At 33.9% G+C, this 17,388-nt stretch carries 15 protein-coding genes; 10 read left to right on the forward strand and 5 right to left on the reverse strand.

Annotated elements, in window-relative coordinates:
- Positions 1-5: 5 nt before the first annotated feature.
- The gene (locus AC6CHH_RS02155) at positions 6-350 is read right to left on the reverse strand and encodes an ArsC family reductase (protein ID WP_498279256.1); all 345 of its coding nucleotides are present in this window, start codon (positions 348-350) and stop codon (positions 6-8) included.
- A 167-nt stretch (positions 351-517) separates the two neighbouring features.
- Here AC6CHH_RS02155 and fbaA point away from each other — a divergent pair, with 167 nt between their 5' ends.
- The 3 genes from fbaA to AC6CHH_RS02170 all read left to right on the forward strand — a co-directional run bounded on the left by fbaA (position 518) and on the right by AC6CHH_RS02170 (position 3,193).
- On the forward strand, positions 518-1,597 hold the full coding sequence (gene fbaA, locus AC6CHH_RS02160) for a class II fructose-bisphosphate aldolase (protein ID WP_498279258.1): 1,080 nt from the start codon (positions 518-520) through the stop codon (positions 1,595-1,597).
- 359 nt (positions 1,598-1,956) lie between these two features.
- Positions 1,957-2,838, forward strand: coding sequence for a tyrosine-type recombinase/integrase (locus AC6CHH_RS02165; protein ID WP_498279260.1), 882 nt, complete (start codon positions 1,957-1,959; stop codon positions 2,836-2,838).
- Between the two features lie 13 nt (positions 2,839-2,851).
- Positions 2,852-3,193, forward strand: coding sequence for an HPF/RaiA family ribosome-associated protein (locus AC6CHH_RS02170; RefSeq protein ID WP_498279262.1), 342 nt, complete (start codon positions 2,852-2,854; stop codon positions 3,191-3,193).
- Between the two features lie 298 nt (positions 3,194-3,491).
- On the opposite strand, the gene AC6CHH_RS02175 is transcribed toward AC6CHH_RS02170, so the two are convergent.
- On the reverse strand, positions 3,492-3,893 hold the full coding sequence (locus AC6CHH_RS02175; protein ID WP_498279264.1) for an IS200/IS605 family accessory protein TnpB-related protein: 402 nt from the start codon (positions 3,891-3,893) through the stop codon (positions 3,492-3,494).
- 287 nt (positions 3,894-4,180) lie between these two features.
- On the opposite strand from AC6CHH_RS02175, the gene AC6CHH_RS02180 reads away from it, so the two are divergent.
- From AC6CHH_RS02180 to AC6CHH_RS02200, 5 genes are all read left to right on the forward strand, one after another.
- Complete coding sequence (locus AC6CHH_RS02180; RefSeq protein WP_498279266.1) at positions 4,181-4,543, forward strand: DUF6686 family protein; 363 nt, start codon at positions 4,181-4,183, stop codon at positions 4,541-4,543.
- A gap of 167 nt (positions 4,544-4,710) precedes the next feature.
- On the forward strand, positions 4,711-5,238 hold the full coding sequence (locus tag AC6CHH_RS02185) for a ferritin (protein ID WP_498279268.1): 528 nt from the start codon (positions 4,711-4,713) through the stop codon (positions 5,236-5,238).
- Positions 5,239-5,387: 149 nt separating this feature from the next.
- Entirely contained in the window at positions 5,388-8,111 is a 2,724-nt protein-coding gene (locus AC6CHH_RS02190) for a TonB-dependent receptor (RefSeq protein WP_498279270.1), read from the forward strand.
- The gene (locus AC6CHH_RS02195; RefSeq protein WP_498279272.1) at positions 8,108-9,079 is read left to right on the forward strand and encodes an NAD(P)H-quinone oxidoreductase; all 972 of its coding nucleotides are present in this window, start codon (positions 8,108-8,110) and stop codon (positions 9,077-9,079) included. The genes AC6CHH_RS02190 and AC6CHH_RS02195 overlap by 4 nt, the downstream gene beginning before the upstream one ends.
- Before the next feature lie 75 nt (positions 9,080-9,154).
- Entirely contained in the window at positions 9,155-11,452 is a 2,298-nt protein-coding gene (locus tag AC6CHH_RS02200) for a GH92 family glycosyl hydrolase (RefSeq protein ID WP_498279274.1), read from the forward strand.
- 185 nt (positions 11,453-11,637) lie between these two features.
- On the opposite strand, the gene AC6CHH_RS02205 is transcribed toward AC6CHH_RS02200, so the two are convergent.
- The 3 genes from AC6CHH_RS02205 to mqnC all read right to left on the reverse strand — a co-directional run bounded on the left by AC6CHH_RS02205 (position 11,638) and on the right by mqnC (position 13,620).
- Positions 11,638-11,811 (reverse strand): hypothetical protein, encoded by a 174-nt coding sequence (locus tag AC6CHH_RS02205; protein ID WP_498279276.1) that lies wholly within the window; start codon positions 11,809-11,811, stop codon positions 11,638-11,640.
- 114 nt (positions 11,812-11,925) lie between these two features.
- Complete coding sequence (gene scpB / locus AC6CHH_RS02210) at positions 11,926-12,486, reverse strand: SMC-Scp complex subunit ScpB (RefSeq protein WP_498279278.1); 561 nt, start codon at positions 12,484-12,486, stop codon at positions 11,926-11,928.
- Positions 12,487-12,495: 9 nt separating this feature from the next.
- Positions 12,496-13,620 (reverse strand): cyclic dehypoxanthinyl futalosine synthase, encoded by a 1,125-nt coding sequence (gene mqnC, locus AC6CHH_RS02215; protein WP_498279756.1) that lies wholly within the window; start codon positions 13,618-13,620, stop codon positions 12,496-12,498.
- 376 nt (positions 13,621-13,996) lie between these two features.
- On the opposite strand from mqnC, the gene AC6CHH_RS02220 reads away from it, so the two are divergent.
- Together AC6CHH_RS02220 and AC6CHH_RS02225 are read left to right on the forward strand one after the other, a co-directional pair.
- A complete protein-coding gene (locus AC6CHH_RS02220; protein ID WP_498279280.1) occupies positions 13,997-15,202 on the forward strand; it encodes an NAD(P)/FAD-dependent oxidoreductase in 1,206 nt (401 codons plus the stop codon).
- 31 nt (positions 15,203-15,233) lie between these two features.
- On the forward strand, positions 15,234-17,348 hold the full coding sequence (locus AC6CHH_RS02225) for a catalase (RefSeq protein WP_498279282.1): 2,115 nt from the start codon (positions 15,234-15,236) through the stop codon (positions 17,346-17,348).
- Positions 17,349-17,388: the final 40 nt, after the last annotated feature.

Here is a 17,388-nt window from a genome sequence, read left to right on the forward strand (position 1 = left end):
TAATATTATAATTTAGTTTTATATTCTTGTTCATCAAACCCCAAAAGAATCCCATTTTTAGATTCAATTAATGGCCTTTTTATCATACTGTTATTTTCCATCATTACACCATTCGCACTTTGAGAATCGACGATTGATGATTGCCTTTCGGACGTTAATTTCTTCCAAGTCGTTCCCTTCTTATTTATTAATTTTTCCCAGGAAATTTCCTTTTCCCATTCGTGAAGTTTTTCTAAGGAGACAGGATTTTTCTTGTAATCATGGAAAATAAAATCTTTATTATTTTCTTTTAGCCAATCAATTGCTTTTTTTACTGTGTTGCAATTTTTAATTCCGTAGACCTGTAACATATTAGTTTGTTGTTTGAATAGCTAAAGATATCAATTAAAATTAAAATCGTTTTTAAAATTTAATCTGGATAAAAGTTTTTGATAGTGTATTTTTTACACTATATTTTTTCAAGTAATAAAAAAACTATATCTTTATTCTAATTAAAGAATATTAGAAAGAATAAACTATGAGCCTAAAAGATTTCAAAGGTGTTTTAACCGGAGATCAAGTACAAGAAGTATTTGAGATTGCTAAGAAACATAAATTTGCATTGCCCGCGGTTAATGTAATTGGGACTAATTCAATTAATGCGGTAATGGAAACAGCAAAGGCTGTTAATTCCCCTGTAATTATTCAGTTGTCAAATGGAGGCGCTCAGTTCTATGCTGGTAAAACATTAAACAATGATGGATTGAAAGCTTGCATTTTAGGAGCAGTATCTGCTGCTAAACATGTCCACTTATTAGCAGAACATTATGGTGTTGCAGTTATCTTACATACGGATCATGCAGCCAAAAAATTATTGCCTTGGATCGATGGATTATTAGATGCAGGTGAAGAGTTCTTTAAGCAAAATGGCAAACCATTGTTTTCATCTCACATGTTGGACCTTTCTGAAGAGCCAATTGAAGAAAATATTGAAATTTCTAAAAAATACCTAGAACGTATGAAACCATTAGGTATGACTGTCGAAATTGAATTGGGAGTAACTGGTGGAGAAGAAGACGGTGTCGATAACTCTGATGTTGACAGCTCTAAATTATATACTCAACCTGAGGAAGTTGCCTATGCTTATGAAGAACTTTCAAAAGTTTCTGATAAATTCACCGTAGCCGCTGCTTTTGGTAATGTTCATGGAGTATACAAACCAGGGAATGTTAAGCTTCAACCAGTTATTTTAAATAACTCTCAGGAGTATATACGTGAAAAATATAAATTAACAGCAGAAAAGCCTGTGAATTTTGTATTCCACGGTGGTTCAGGATCATCTGCTGAAGAGATTAAGGAAGCGATTTCATATGGAGCAATTAAAATGAATATTGATACGGATATGCAATGGGCTTATTGGGATGGTGTTAGAGCCTATGAAGCGAAAAATCGTGAATATTTACAAGCACAAATTGGAAATCCAGAAGGATCTGACTCTCCTAATAAAAAGTATTATGACCCACGTGTTTGGTTGCGTAAAGGTGAAGAAGCCTTTGTTGATCGTTTAAAACAAGCTTTTGAAGAATTAAATGCAATTGGAGCAAACGATAAATTATAGTTTATTAATAACTAGGAAATTACATAAAAATGCGAAACCATAGGTTTTGCAAAACCCTCAAAAAAGTACAGCACTTTTGAGGGTTTTTTTATGAACAAGAAAGCTGAGCTTTTCATGCTACCATAATTCTGCTAAAGAAAAATACGAACTAATGCTAGATAACCGATTTACGAGGACACTTCTTTTCTTAAGAAAGTAAGCCTATATTAGGGAAAAGATTAATGAATAGGATTGCTATAATTTTGTTGAAATCCCGAATGTATATAGAATGATGGAGTAGACACGCCTTAATATATTGCTTGAATAAGACATGTTATGTCAAGCAAATGAGGATAGTTTTATAAAACAAAGAACCGGAAATGTTTAAGGACAAATTTATTAACTACTTAAAATTCGAAAAACGATATTCTGAACATACTGCCATAGCTTATAAAAAGGAAATTGATGATTTTTTGAATTTTCTTACTATTGAGAAATTGACATTCACCGAAATTGACTACAAGTTTTTAAGATTCTATTTTTCCGGTTTACGTGAAAAAGGCAAGCAAGCGAGTTCGGTTAACAGATCAATTTCTTGTTTAAAATCTTATTTCAAATATTTACAAAGAGAGGGTTATATTGATAAAAATCCGATTAATTTAGTGAAGGCTTTAAAAATTTCAAAAAAACTACCAGTTGTAATACAAAAAGAAAAAATGTCTCAACTACTAAATCATGTTGAAGAAACGGTTTCTGATTTTGAGGATTTAAGAAATTTTATTGTGTTGGAACTGCTGTTTGGAACAGGAATTAGACTATCAGAGTTATTAAAAATTAAGGAGTCAGATATTGATTTTTATAATAAAAAAATCCTTATATTGGGAAAAAGGAACAAAGAACGTTATGTACCAATACATCTGACTCTGAGCAAAGAATTACAGAAGTATTTGATGGAAAAAAAAGCTCAGAATTTTGAAAACATTTCATCTGATTTAATCGTTACCAAGTTAGGGAAACAGGCGTACCCAAAGTTAATTTATAGAATTGTATATAAATATTTGAGTATGATAACTTCTCACAAGAAGAAAAGCCCGCATGTACTGCGGCATTCGTTTGCAACGGCCCTATTGGATAATGGAGCTGATCTGAACGCAATAAAAGAATTATTAGGACATGCAGGGTTGTCAGCGACACAAATTTACACTCATAACTCTGCCGAGCGTTTAAAAACAATTTATAAACAGGCCCATCCAAAGGCTTAAAAAAGGAGGAAAAATGAACATTACAGTGCAATCTATTAAATTTAATGCTGACATTAAGCTAATTGAGTTCATTAAGAAGAGATCTGAAAAATTAAACCAGTTTTTGGATAATATTCTAGAAGGAGTATGTTATTTAAGATTAGAAAATGTAGAAGATGAAGCAAACAAAATAGTTGAACTAAAGTTTAATGTGCCAGGTAATCAATTGTTTGCAAAGGCCCAAGCGAAGACCTTTGAAGAGGCTACCGATATTGCTATTGAATCCATTAGACGACAGATTAATAAATTGAAAACGAAAACCAGAGGAAATGTGAGTAATCACAAAGAGGTCTTGAACCAGGAAGAAGAATTTTGATTTAAATTTGTTTTAAAATATGATGAACCCCCTGAACATAGGGGGTTTTTTTATAATTGAAAGGTAGTTATGTAAACTACCCACGCACACTTTGTGATGGCATGGGCTTTTGACATCAATAATGCACAGTACAACTATAGATATTGCATCTTTCGGGCAGATTTACAACAGCCCCAAGCAAAGCAATGTTTTGAGCGGCATTAAAGTCCGCATCAATCACATTCACTTTGCAATTTTTATTTGTACACTTAAAAACCTTATTGGTTCTTTTACCAATATATCTGCAGCAATTACAGGTTTAGGAGGTGTACTGAGGTGCTACAACGATCAACTTAACACCATTCAAAAGAGATTTGTATTCCAGAAAGGAACGCAGCTGACCAAAAGACCAACGACCAAGTTTTGTTCTAAACTTTTTATTTCTAGGTTTCGAACTAAAACGGATGTTAGTCAGGTTTTCAATAGTAATCCCTTGTCTTTTATCCTTAGCGGATTTTACAATCGATTTGGAAAGGGTGTGGTTGATAATAGCAGATGTTGTTCGTTCTTTGCCACTAAGAAGCCGTTTGCTCAACCTTTTGGAGCTGCGTGTGCCTTTGCCTTGAATAGAACTACGAACCTGTTGTCTTTTTTCTCTGTATTGATTAATCCAATCAGCGGAGTGTTTATCGCCATCAGAAGCAACGGTTATATCTGTCAATCCAAAATCAACACCGATAAACCCTGTGATATCTTGTGCAGCTGGTTCCGGAATATCGACCGTTTGATAAAGAATAATTTACCTTTTTTATACACCAAATCAGCTTCATCTTTGAGGTAAGGAATATAATCGGGGTTGTGACAAATCAAGTGAGTGCTTTCCCTCCCACAAACGCTTAGGCGATGAGTCGGTTCCGCAGCGTTTTTATGAAATATTAATTTTTAGATTGTTTTATTTGGATTAATTCTTAATAATATTTAGATTTGTTCAAAATTAAAGATAAAGGCATGATTTGTCCATTTGCAAATTTTGAGGAAGTATATAAAACCAATGACGGCGCCGTATATCAGTGTAGCCGTAAAAACTGTTATTGGTTAGATTTTCAAGGTTTTACGACCTCCTTTAGTGTACGTGATTTTTTCCGGTTTAAGAAAAGGGTAGAAGAGATTGATATTGAGATGATGCTTTATAATTCAGACCGTACTTTTGATTTTGAAATTATTATGCCATTCCGCTCAGAAAGTATATTCATATTGACAGTACAAGAGGTGATTAAACTACGGGAGATCTTGTCGGGCGCCAAATTCATGATTGAGCTAAATAGTGAAATTAAGTACTGTCTTCAATCAAGAACTTTCCAAACCATTTAATTAATTTGTAATCATACTGATTCTAAATAGTTTAGTCTAAACAAATCTAATTTAGACTGAATTTGTATTACAGATTTTTAGAGATTTCTTTCTTATTAAGCATTACCTTTGTAAGGAGGGAAATCAGAATTCGATTCCCTAATTAAATTAACATTAAATTTAATGATATGAAAGATTTATTGAAATTAAAAACCTCTCTCTCTGAGGAGATTGAAAACATATTAAACGCACAGGTTAAAATTGAAGCTCATTCGTCTTCTTTATATTTAGCAATGTCTGCATGGTGTGGCGATCAGGGATTAGATAATTCAGCAGCTTTTTTTGCAAAACAATCTGATGAAGAGCGTACGCATATGTTGAAGCTTTTTAACTATATATTAGCTAGAGGCGGACGTGCAGTTTCTCCCGAGGTAACTAATGTCCCGGTTGATTTTGAATCGTTTAGAGGAGTATTTGAACAGACTTTGGAACAAGAAATGTTTGTTACTGAGCAATTTAATAAAATTGCAGATAAGTGTATGAAAGCCAAAGATTTTGTAACGTTCAATTTTCTCCAATGGTTCTTAGAAGAACAAGTAGAAGAAGAATTTGTTGCTCGTAGAATTTTAGAATTATTTGAAGTGATCGGAGAGGAAGGAACTGGGCGTTGGGAAATTGATCGTCATTTGCTTAAAGTAACTTTTTCTGGTGAATAGAATTTAGCATAAAATAAGAAAAACGGGTTAGAAGTAAATTTTAACCCGTTTTTTTTATACAATTATTTCAGTTTTTTGCGTTTTAATGTTAAATTTCATTTTATTGAAAAAGAATGAAATAAATTATACCAATTTAGTCTTAAAATTCTGTGCGGAAAATCTGTTATTTTGTATCTCTTATTTTTTCTTTAATCTTTTCAGGTTTTGGACAAGTTTATGCTCAAGAAACGCCAAAAAGTGTAGAAGGTCTAGTGATTGATACTTCAGGGATGGGACTAAAAGGGGTTTCTGTTAGGTTGATCAGCTCACAAGACACTTTATCAACAACAACTAATGTGAACGGATTCTATAAATTCTCAAAGGTTAAAGGTAAATATTTAAATATTTCCTATAGTATGCTCGGTTATCAAATCTTGAATAAAAGCATTACTTCAAGTTTATATATAAATAAAATTTTTATTCCAAGACTTATTCTTTCAACCCAAACAACTGTTATTCCTGAGGTACGAGTGGAAAGAGTAATCCCGATTATACATAGAGGTGATACGATTCAGTTTAATATGAGAGCTTATACTTTTCCGGATCGATCATTATTAGAAGAAGCCTTGAAACAACTTCCCGGTTTTCAGGTTATGCGGGATGGCACAACTTTCTATAATGGACAGCCCATAACTGGCGTTCAGGTTGACGGGAAAAAATTTTTTGGAGGTGATTTATTAGTCGCAACAAAAAATTTACCCTCTGAATTTGTAAAACAAATTGAAGTAATCAATCACTATGGTGATCAATCACAAGAAAAAGGAATTAAGAATATAGAACCTGAAAAGATTATTAATATTATTTTAGAGGATAATAAGAAAAAGATAACATTTGGCCAGGGAACTATTGGCGGAGGGACCAGAGATCGATATTTAGGTAGTCTTGGTGTTAATAAATTTAACGATGGTCAAGAATTATCAGTAGTTGCTTCTGTTAATAATACAAACACGAGTTTATTTGCTTTTGGTTCACCAAATGGGGCAGGTGGAAGAACTACAGGTTTAGGTGAGGTCGGCGATTATTCTGATCAGTCTGACGGACTTAATAAACTGTCTTCTGTAGGAATCACCTTTTCGGATAATATTGGGAAGAGAGTTGCGATATCTGGTGGATACAATTATCAAAGTAAACAAAATATTACCGAAGGAAGCTCATTGTTGACCTCATCCTATTCGGGGTATAGGATTCATCGATTGGAAGATTATCAAAACAAGTTGAATGATAATTTCCATAAATTATTTTTTGAAATAAACACGAAGTTTAAGAACCAAGACATTTTAAAAATTGTACCAAGTGTAACTTATAATAGATTTTACCACTACAATTATAAAACAACTGATTTAAGGAACTATAAAATACGGGATAGGGGTAATAGACAGGACACCTCCATCAATAATAACCCCACAGCTGAATTAACGATGGTTTTTTCTAAGTTTTTTAAAAAACCAGGACGAAAATTAATTGGCGATGCAAAATTCAATTTTCAATCTTTGGATAAAGATGAAAGTATAACCGAAAGTTATATCAGCTTTGATTCGACGGGTATGGAGCCATTAATTGATAGGTTCGATCAGAAGCAAATTGTTGATTCTAGAAATGATATGATGGCAATGAAAACTTCTTTATCCTTTGTTGAACCTTTTTTCGATCACAGTCTGTTGGAGATTACCCATGAAATGGATTTAACTAATATTGAAGCAAAACGTCGAGTGCAAAGCCCTGATGGTTATATTGATTCTCTAGGTGTAGAATATGGTTATCAATTTAAAAGCTTTAAGACAGGATTAAATTACCAGTATGAACCCAATGATCAATTTAGAGTTAATATGGGTTTTCTTGTACAGCCGGTTAATTTGCGAGGAAAAGTAAAGGGCTTGGAGGAGGTTTATGAATATAATAATGTGAATTTGGTTCCGACATCATCAATAAGATATAAATTTAGTAATGAATTGGATATGCAATTAGCTTATTTAGGGAAGAACATACAACCCAATTTCTTGCACATCTCACCAGTAAGAGATAATTCAAACTCTAGGAATATTATAGTAGGAAACCCAACTTTAAAGGCGGAATTTTACAATAGGATATCAACGACGCTTAGAAAATTTGTTACCAAGAAAGGGCAATATTTTGAAACAAATTTTGCCTACACTTTTATAGCTAATAAGATTGTGAGTTCAAAAACCTCACTTTCTAATGAAACTGTTCAAGAAACAACTTTCGAAAATACTGATGGATATTATGATGCGAAATGGTATTACCTTTTTAATACACCAGTTTTTAATGATGATTTTCAATTGGATATTTCAGGCAATGTAGATTATTACCATAATCTTTCCTATATCAACAAAACTAAAAGTTCAACTGAACAAGTGTTATTTAATCAAAATTTACAACTGAGATATAATTGGAATCAATATTTTGAATCAGTATTTAATACAAATTATTTTTTAAATAAGGCGGTCTATAAAATGCCATATAGGAACAAAATAGCGGCACACTCTTTCTTATTGAGTTTGGGAGGAAAGGGATATATAAGCGACCGTTTGATATTGGGTGCAGAGATGTCTCAAAAATTTTATAATGGCTATGTAAGTGAATTAAGTGATGTAAATCCAACTATTATAAATACCTATTTAGAATATAGTTTTATGAAAAATAAACTTGCTTTATTACGCTTGCAATGTTATGATCTTATGGATCAGAATAAAAATGTAGGTGTATTAACAGAATATTTAGGGAATGATGTATTTGAATCTAGAAACAATAGATTGGGTAGATATTTTATGTTAACCTTAAATATTCGATTGCAAAGTTATCCAAATGATAAATGATGAAAGCTGCAATCATATCAAGATATGGTGGCCCTGAAGTTTTTCAAATTCAAGAGCGAGCCATTCCTAGGCCCAATCAAGATGAAGTATTGATTGAAGTAAAGGCTGCGGGTATTAACAGGCCAGATGTTTTTCAACGAAAGGGAAACTACCCAGCTCCAAATGATACAGTTAAAGATATACCGGGTTTGGAGGTTTCTGGGATTGTGAGAGAAATCGGTGAAAACGTAAAAAGGCTTAAAATAGGAGACCATGTAATGGCATTATTGAGTGGTGGTGGATATGCGAGCTACGTTTGTGCAGATTCTGGTAGTTGCATTCTTAAACCCCGAATGTTGAGTTTTCAACATGCTGCCAGTCTACCGGAAACAGTCTTTACGGTTTGGCATAATTTATTTGAACGAGGAGGATTGAAATATGGAGATAAAGTATTAATTCAAGGAGGTGCTGGTGGGATAGGTAGTGTCGCTATTCAATTAGCAAGCCTCTTCGGAGCAGAGGTAATTACGACCGTAGGTGATGATTTTAAAAAGAAACATGTAGAAGATTTAGGGGCAAATTTGGTTCTTAATTATAAGAAAGAAGATTTTGAGCAAGTGCTAAAAAATTATGGTATTAATTTAGTTTTGGATAGTATAGGGGGAGATTATTTTCCTAAGCATATTAATATCTTGAAGGAGGATGGTCGATTGGTTCAAATTAATGCTATCAAAGGTAAAATGGCTGAATTGGATATACTAAAAATAATGCAAAAGAGAATCACAATAACTGGCTCAACATTACGCTCACGGGATGTTTCGTTTAAATCTTCTCTCCGCGCTCAGGTTGAAACTCATGTTATACCATTATTATTAAGTGGAAAATTTAAACCAATTGTAACCAAAACTTTTCCTCTAATTGATGTTTCAAAAGCACATGAATATTTTGATAGTAATAAGTTTTACGGAAAAATTATCTTGTTAATGTGATGCTAAAAGTATTTAGCATTTGGTACTGAAGTATTTTTACATATATTTATATATTGATAAAACCTATTTCATAAAATGAATTTAAAATTAATCACTTCAGCACTTTTATTGGGTGTGGGTATTTATTCATCATATGGCCAAAAGATCAGCAAGGTTGATAAACCGGTTGATCTTGTTAGCACCTTGGTGGGGACTCAATCTACCCATTCACTATCAAATGGGAATACTTACCCTGCAATTGCCTTACCTTGGGGTATGAATTTCTGGAGCCCCCAAACCGGTAAAATGGGGGACGGGTGGATGTATACATATACTGCAGAGAAAATTCGAGGGATAAAACAAACCCATCAACCATCACCATGGATGAATGATTATGGTCAATTCTCGATAATGGCAATGGTCGGTAATAAAACATTTGATCAAGATAAACGTGCTAGTTATTTTTCGCATAAGGCTGAAATAGCTAAACCACACTATTATTCAGTTTATTTGGCTGATTATGATACTAAAGTAGAGTTAACACCTACAGAAAGAGCATCCTATTTTCGGATTTCATTCCCAAAAACAGACTCAGCATTTGTCCTAATCGATGCTTTTGACAAAGGTTCTTTTGTTGAAGTACTTCCAAAAGAACAAAAAATCATTGGATACAGTACAAAGAATAGTGGAGGTGTTCCTGACAACTTTAAGAATTACTTTGTTATAGAATTCAACAAACCATTTGCAAATGTTTCCACATTTGCAGACTCAGTTTTAACAGATGGACGCTATGTAGTTAAAGCTGATCATGTAGGGGCTATTGTGGGATTTAAAAGTGTGAAGGCCGGCGACCAAGTCTTAATGAAAGTTGCCTCTTCCTTTATTAGTGAAAAGCAAGCAAAGTTAAACCTTAAAGAATTAGATGGTGTTACTTTCGATCAACAGGTCAAAAAAGGTGAGGATATTTGGAATACTCAGCTTAGCAAGATAGAAATTGAAGGAGGTACCATTGATCAAATGCGAATTTTCTATTCTAGTCTATATCGTTCTTTGCTATTTCCAAGAATGTTTTATGAAATTGATGAACTTGGTAACATCATGCATTACTCACCATACAACGGCAAAGTATTACCAGGATATATGTTTACCGATACTGGATTTTGGGATACCTTCCGAAGTCTATTTCCTTTCCTTAATTTAATGTATCCTGAGGTAAGTGTAAAAATGCAGGATGGGTTAGCAAATGCATATCGTGAAGGAGGATGGCTACCTGAATGGGCAAGTCCGGGTTATCGAAATGTTATGGTTGGAAATAATTCAGCGTCCGTTGTATCTGATGCTTGGATAAAAGGTGTTAAAACAAAAGATATAGAAATACTCTATGAAGCCGTAAAAAAGGGTGCGAATAATGCGGGGCCATTGACTGCCGTGGGTAGAGCGGGGGCAGAATATTATAATGATCTTGGATATGTTCCTTATGATGTTAAAATTAACGAAAATGCCGCTCGAACTTTGGAATATGCCTATGATGACTTCTCAATTTATCAGTTGGCTAAATCTTTAGGTAAAGACAAAAAGGACGAAGAGTTTTATAAAGAGAGATCCTATAATTACAAAAAACTTTTTGACTCATCAACTGGTTTAATGCGAGGAAAAAATAAGGATGGATCATGGTCTACACCATTCAACCCATTTAAATGGGGGGATGCCTTTACTGAGGGAAATAGTTGGCATTATAGCTGGTCCGTATTTCAAGATATAGACGGGTTAGCGAATTTATTAGGGGGACATAAAGCAATGGAAATTAAATTAGATTCTGTATTTTCTTTGCCACCAATATTCGATGAGAGCTACTATGGGTTTCCAATACATGAGATTAGGGAAATGCAAATTGCTAATATGGGGCAATATGCCCATGGGAATCAGCCGATTCAACATATGATTTATTTATATAATCATGTTGCGGCACCTTGGAAAACTCAATACTGGGTTAGGGAGACTATGAACCGAATGTATTCACCGAATCCTGATGGATATTGTGGAGATGAGGACAACGGACAAACCTCTGCTTGGTATGTATTCTCTGCTATCGGATTTTATCCTGTCACACCAGCAACTGATGAATATGTGATTGGATCTCCGATTTTTGATAAAGTAACTCTTCACCTTGATAATGGAAATAAGGTGAATATTCAGACAAATAACAATTCAGATAAAAACCGCTATATTCAAAATCTGAAATGGAATGGAAAAAATTACTCGAAAAATTATATCAATCATAGCCTTTTAATTAAAGGAGCTAACTTGATGTTTGAGATGGGATCTGAACCTAACAAAACTAGGGGAGTAAAAAAAGAAGACCTACCGTTTTCTTTGAGTATAGACAATAGATAACAAAAATAACAGAATTATTGAATTAATAAAATTCATATCCCCAATAAAAAAAGCTAAGGTAATATTAAAATTACCTTAGCTTTTTTTATTATCCCAGAATTCTAATTTTATTCTAACCAAATAGAAGAATAGTGATTTTGGGATAATAATTCCAATAGCTTTTAAGTGATAATAAAATGCCAGAATTAAAATTCGTCATCATTATCATCCAGATCATCGTATTCTCCAATAGAATCGATATCATCCAAATCGAAATTGTCGTCTTCAAAGATATCATCAGAATCATCCTCAGGACCATTGAAGTTGAATACTAATTCGTCAACCATTTCTTCTGTTTCAATTGCTTGTGTTGTAGCCATTTTTTTAATATGATATTTCCTTTAGTAAAGTAAAATTATATAAGAAATTCCAATTGATAAACTTTTTTTTAAAAAAAAAATAATCTTCACGATAGGAATAAGTTAAATGTGTACTTATTCTATGATTTCGCCTATTGAATTCTCTCTTGTTACAATATCTTTTAATTGAGGTAAATCCTTCGCACTAGAGAGACCGAAATGATTCATGAATTCGCTACTAGTTGCGTATAATAATGGTTTGCCAGCTGTTGTGGCCTTTCCGATAATCTTAATTAATCCCTTCTCTAACAGTCTCTGAATGGAGTAATCACAGTTTACCCCCCTTATTTGTTCAACTTCTATTTTTGTAATAGGTTGTTTGTAGGCAATGATGGCTAGTGTTTCTAACGCGACCTGACTAAGTTTTTTCTTATCTCTCTGAATTTGGAGTTGATGAATAGCCAAGTGAAACTCAGGTTTAGTCAGGAACTGAAGATGCTCGTTTATGGATTCTAGCGATAAAGCATACGCATCATCTGCATATTTAAATTTAAGTTTTTTAATTATTTCAGACAGCTCCTCTTTAGAAATCTGGATAGATAATGTATTTTGTAATACTTCTCTTAGCTCCTTTTGATTTATTCCTTCAATGGAAGCAAAAATAATAGCCTCAATATTTAAAAATATATCTTTCAAAATTGGATTTTAATAATTTATAACCTGTTGTTCCATATTCTCAGGTATATCCCTGAATTGATAAGTTTGAGTTCTTAATTGAGGAACAAACCCTGCTTCTGAAATAGCGTCTTGAATAGATTTAGAGGTAAATCTATGTGGTGCTCCTGCCGCTGAAACAACATTTTCTTCAATCATTATTGATCCAAAATCATTTGCGCCTGAATGAAGACAAATTTGTGCAGTTTGTTTACCAACCGTCAGCCAGGAAGCCTGGATATTTTTAATGTTTGGTAACATAATTCTGCTAAGGGCAATCATTCTTATGTATTCAGATTCTGTAACATCATTTGTGATGCCACGTAAACGTTTTAATAATGTACCATCGTCTTGGAAAGGCCATGGTATAAAGGCTACAAAACCGTAAGCACCTTCAGGCTTTTCATCTTGAACTTCTCGAATCCACACCAGATGTTCAAATCGTTCCTCAATCGTTTCTATATGCCCGAACATCATCGTTGCTGAGGTAGGAATATGGATTTTATGGGCTGCTCTCATAACGTCTAACCATTCTTTACCTCCACATTTACCCTTTGATATTAATCTTCTAACCCTGTCGTTAAGGATTTCAGCACCTGCACCAGGGAGAGAGTCCAAACCGGCTTCTTTCATAGCAGTTAGTACTTCTATATGGCTTAAACCTTCTAATTTGGCAACATGTGCAATTTCTGGGGGTCCTAAAGAATGTAGTTTTAAAGTAGGATATAGCTCCTTCAATTGTTTGAAAAGAGTTGTATAAAAATTTAATCCCAAATCTGGATGGTGTCCTCCTTGTAACAAAAGTTGATCTCCACCAAATTTAAAGGTTTCTTCAATTTTCTGCTTATAGGTCTCGATGTCGGTGATGTAACTGTCTTCGTGCCCGGGACGTCTGAAAAAATTGCAAAATTTGCAATTGGCGATACACACATTCGTTGTATTGACATTTCTGTCAATTTGCCAGGTTACTTTGCCATGTGGAACTTGTATTTTTCTAAGTTCATTAGCGATGTATACCAAATCCGCCGTAGGAGCTTGATGGTATAGAAAAACACCTTCTTCTTTGGTTAAGAAATCAAAATTTAAGGCGCGCTCTAATAAATTATTTACATTCATTTGAGAACAAAGATACATAGCTTTTTATGAAATTCGAAGTCATGGAAAGCAGAAGAAGTAAACTTTCGGCTATTTATGTATTCAATATTCTAAAAATATCTTATTTGGTAATTACAAGTTGGTAATCTGTTAGGTTTTATGCAAATGCCTCATAGCGAAATGCAAACTTCAATAGATAAATTAATGTAAATCTCTTATGATTTATACCCCTGATGAATGAAATTTAAAATCGGTCAAACTAAACTCCCTTCAAAAACGAATAATATTTGCAAACAAAATTCATTCTCAATAGTTGATAATATACTGATGGTGAATCGAAAAATAATTTCAAATTCTATGGTCAATAATCAATTAATGGTATTATACTTTTTTGTCAATGGACTTAAAGTCAAATGAACCTTTTTTTTTAATTAAAAATGGAATAATTAATTCCTATCCTTCATTAAAATCCGACAAGACCTGTGATGTTTTGATCGTTGGAGGAGGTATTACAGGTGTATTGGCTGCTCATCAATGTATGCGAGATGGATATGAGACTATTATTATAGATAAAAGAGAAATATTAAATGGTAGTTCCTCGGCGACGACCTCCATGCTTCAATATGAAATTGATACACCATTGTGTAAATTAATTGAAATGATCGGAATTAAAGGAGCCGTTTTAAGCTACAAATCATGTTTGGATGCTATTGGTCGACTTTCCCGGATTGCTTCTGAAATACATTCAAGAGCTGGGTTTAAAAAAAAGTCTTCGCTTTATTACGCCAGCCGTAAGAAGGATGTCATTTGGTTAAAAAAGGAATATGAGACGAGGAAACAGGCCGGATTTAAGGTTCGCTGGCTAAACGAGAAAGATATATTGGAAAAATTTGAAATACATAATGCCTATGCTGGTATCTTATCCAAGCATGGTGCAAGCGTAGATTCTTTTAAATTAAGTCATGAGATTCTTCGTTTTAATCAGGAGAATGGGTTGGATATTTACGATAAAACTGAACTTACAGACGTGATTGAAAAGCGAGGTTATAATCTTTGTTCTCTTGATACAGGTTTTCAAATTAAGGCAAAAAGAATAATTTACTGTACAGGTTATGAAACCACCAACATTATAAAAGAGAGGTTTGTTAATCTTTATAGCACATATGCAATGGTTTCAGAGATTGAGAAAACGATTTGTGATAAATATCGAAACATGTTAATCTGGAATACAGCGAGTCCTTATCAATATATGCGTACTACTGACGACGGCCGATTCTTAATAGGAGGGGAAGATGAGAATTTTATAAATTCCCAAAAAAGAGACGAATTAATATACCATAAATCATTAAAACTCATTAAAGCATATCAAAAGATTTTTAAGAAAGATAATTTTGTGATTGATTTTTCTTGGGCAGGAACATTTGGGCAAACCGATGACGGCTTACCCTACATTGGAAGCCACCGGGATTTTAAAAACTCATATTTTATATTAGGCTTCGGTGGAAATGGAATTACTTTCTCAGTTATTGGTATGAGCATGTTATCTAACTGGTTAAGCGGAAAAAAACATCCCTTAGAGACCTATTTTTCTTTTGGAAGATAATCATATTTAATGCAATATAAATCTATAAACAATGAAAAAGAGCAAATTTAAAGTTTCAAACCAAGTTGATAAAAATTTGGTAGATAATGCTGGAAAAGTCATGACAACTAATGATGGTGTTCCTATCCATGATAATAATAATACTTTAAAGGTTGGCAATCGTGGTCCTTCTTTGCAACAAGATCATATATTTTTTGATAAATTAATGCATTTTGATAGAGAGAGGATTCCTGAGCGAGTGGTACATGCCCGAGGTTCAGGCGCCCATGGGGTTTTTGAGGCAACTGCTGATATGTCTAGTTTTACATGTGCTGATTTTTTAAAAATTGGAACGCAAACACCTGTATTTGTACGTTTTTCTACTGTCGCAGGTTTCAAAGGCTCTTCAGACTTGGCTAGAGATGTTCGTGGTTTCTCTGTGAAATTTTATACTCGGCAAGGTAATTACGATCTCGTTGGAAACAATATTCCGGTTTTTTTTATTCAGGATGCCATGAACTTTCCAGATGTTGTTCATGCAGTTAAACCGGAACCCAATAATGAAATGCCCCAAGCTGCCTCAGCACATGATACATTCTGGGATTTTATTTCCTTAATGCCCGAGGCTGCACATATGTCTTTATGGGTAATGTCGGACAGAGCAATTCCGAGAAGTTTGCGAATGATGGAAGGATTTTCAGTACATACTTTTAAATTTTTGAATGAAAATGGAAAATCAACTTTTGTTAAATTCCATTGGAAGCCTCGTCTCGGTGTTCATTCAGTTGCCTGGAATGAAGCCCAGAAAATATCTGGTTTCGATGCAGATTTTCATCGAAGAGATTTATGGGAAGCAATAGAAAATAATGATTTTCCTCAATGGGATTTAGGAGTTCAGCTGATTTCGGAAGAAGATGAAATGAAATTTAGCTTCGATATTTTAGATCCGACTAAAATAATTCCCGAGGAGTTGGTACCTGTGAAGATTATTGGAACGATGACATTAAACAGAAATCCGGAAAACTTCTTCTCTGAAACAGAACAGGCTGCCTTTGATCCAGGAAGATTAGTACCGGGTATAGATTTCTCGGACGATCCACTATTGCAAGGTAGAATCTTTTCCTATATGGACACTCAAAATTATAGACTTGGGGGGCCTAATTTTCATGAATTGCCAATCAACAGTCCAATAAATGGTAAATTTAATAATCAAAAGGATGGGTTTGCAAGGCAGGACATTTTGAAAGGAAATGTTAGTTATTTTCCTAATAGTAAGGCGGATGGTTGTCCTTATCATGCTATGCTTAAGGGTGAGAAAGGATTTCAAACAGGTGAACAATATTTAGAAGGCAAGAAGGTTAGAGAACGATCATCGTCTTTTGCTGACCACTTTACGCAAGCGAGATTATTTTTTAATTCGCAAAGTCCTGAAGAGCAAAGTCACATCATAAATGCATTTAGTTTTGAGCTCTCTAAAGTTAATGATGAAAGTATCAGAAAACGTGAATTAGCAATTTTATACCAAGTTGACAAAAAATTAGCAAATATGGTTGGGGCAAACTTGGGGCTTACACCAGCAGAAGAGCTTGATCCATTAACATTACAATTTGCAAGGCAAAACCACCCAAATTATCCTATCAAACCGAATAAACCTGAAATTGTCAAATCTTCAGCATTAAGTATGAAGGTTGAACCCACTGAAGGAACAATTAAAAGCAGGAAAATTGCTTTCTTAATTGATGATGGTGTAAGCATGATTTCGGTAGATAAAGTTCAAAAAGAATTGGAAAAACTGGGAGCTCATGTAACTTTTATTTCTTCACATGTAGGAACCGTAAAATTCCAAGAAGGAGGTGAGATGGTAATTCAGCATTCCTATTTGACTGAAGCTTCTGTATGTTACGATGCATTTTATACTCCCGAAGGAGAATCAGTTGCAAAACTTTTAAATAATCCGGATTATTTTCAATTTATAAACGAGGGATATAGACATTGTAAAGCTTTAGCCTTTGCAAAAGGCGCAGAGAGCTTAGCTGCTAAATCCTTAGTCGATAAGGATAAGGCTGTCATTTACGAATCCGATGGAAGTTTAGTGGATGAGTTTATTAAATCGATAAAAATGCATAGAATCTGGGAGAGAGAAACCATAAGAAAGGTTCCCTCTTAAATCGAAATAGGTTGATTGTTTTTACACAATCAACCTATTC

It is taken from the genome of Sphingobacterium sp. GQ94 (genome assembly GCF_059758715.1).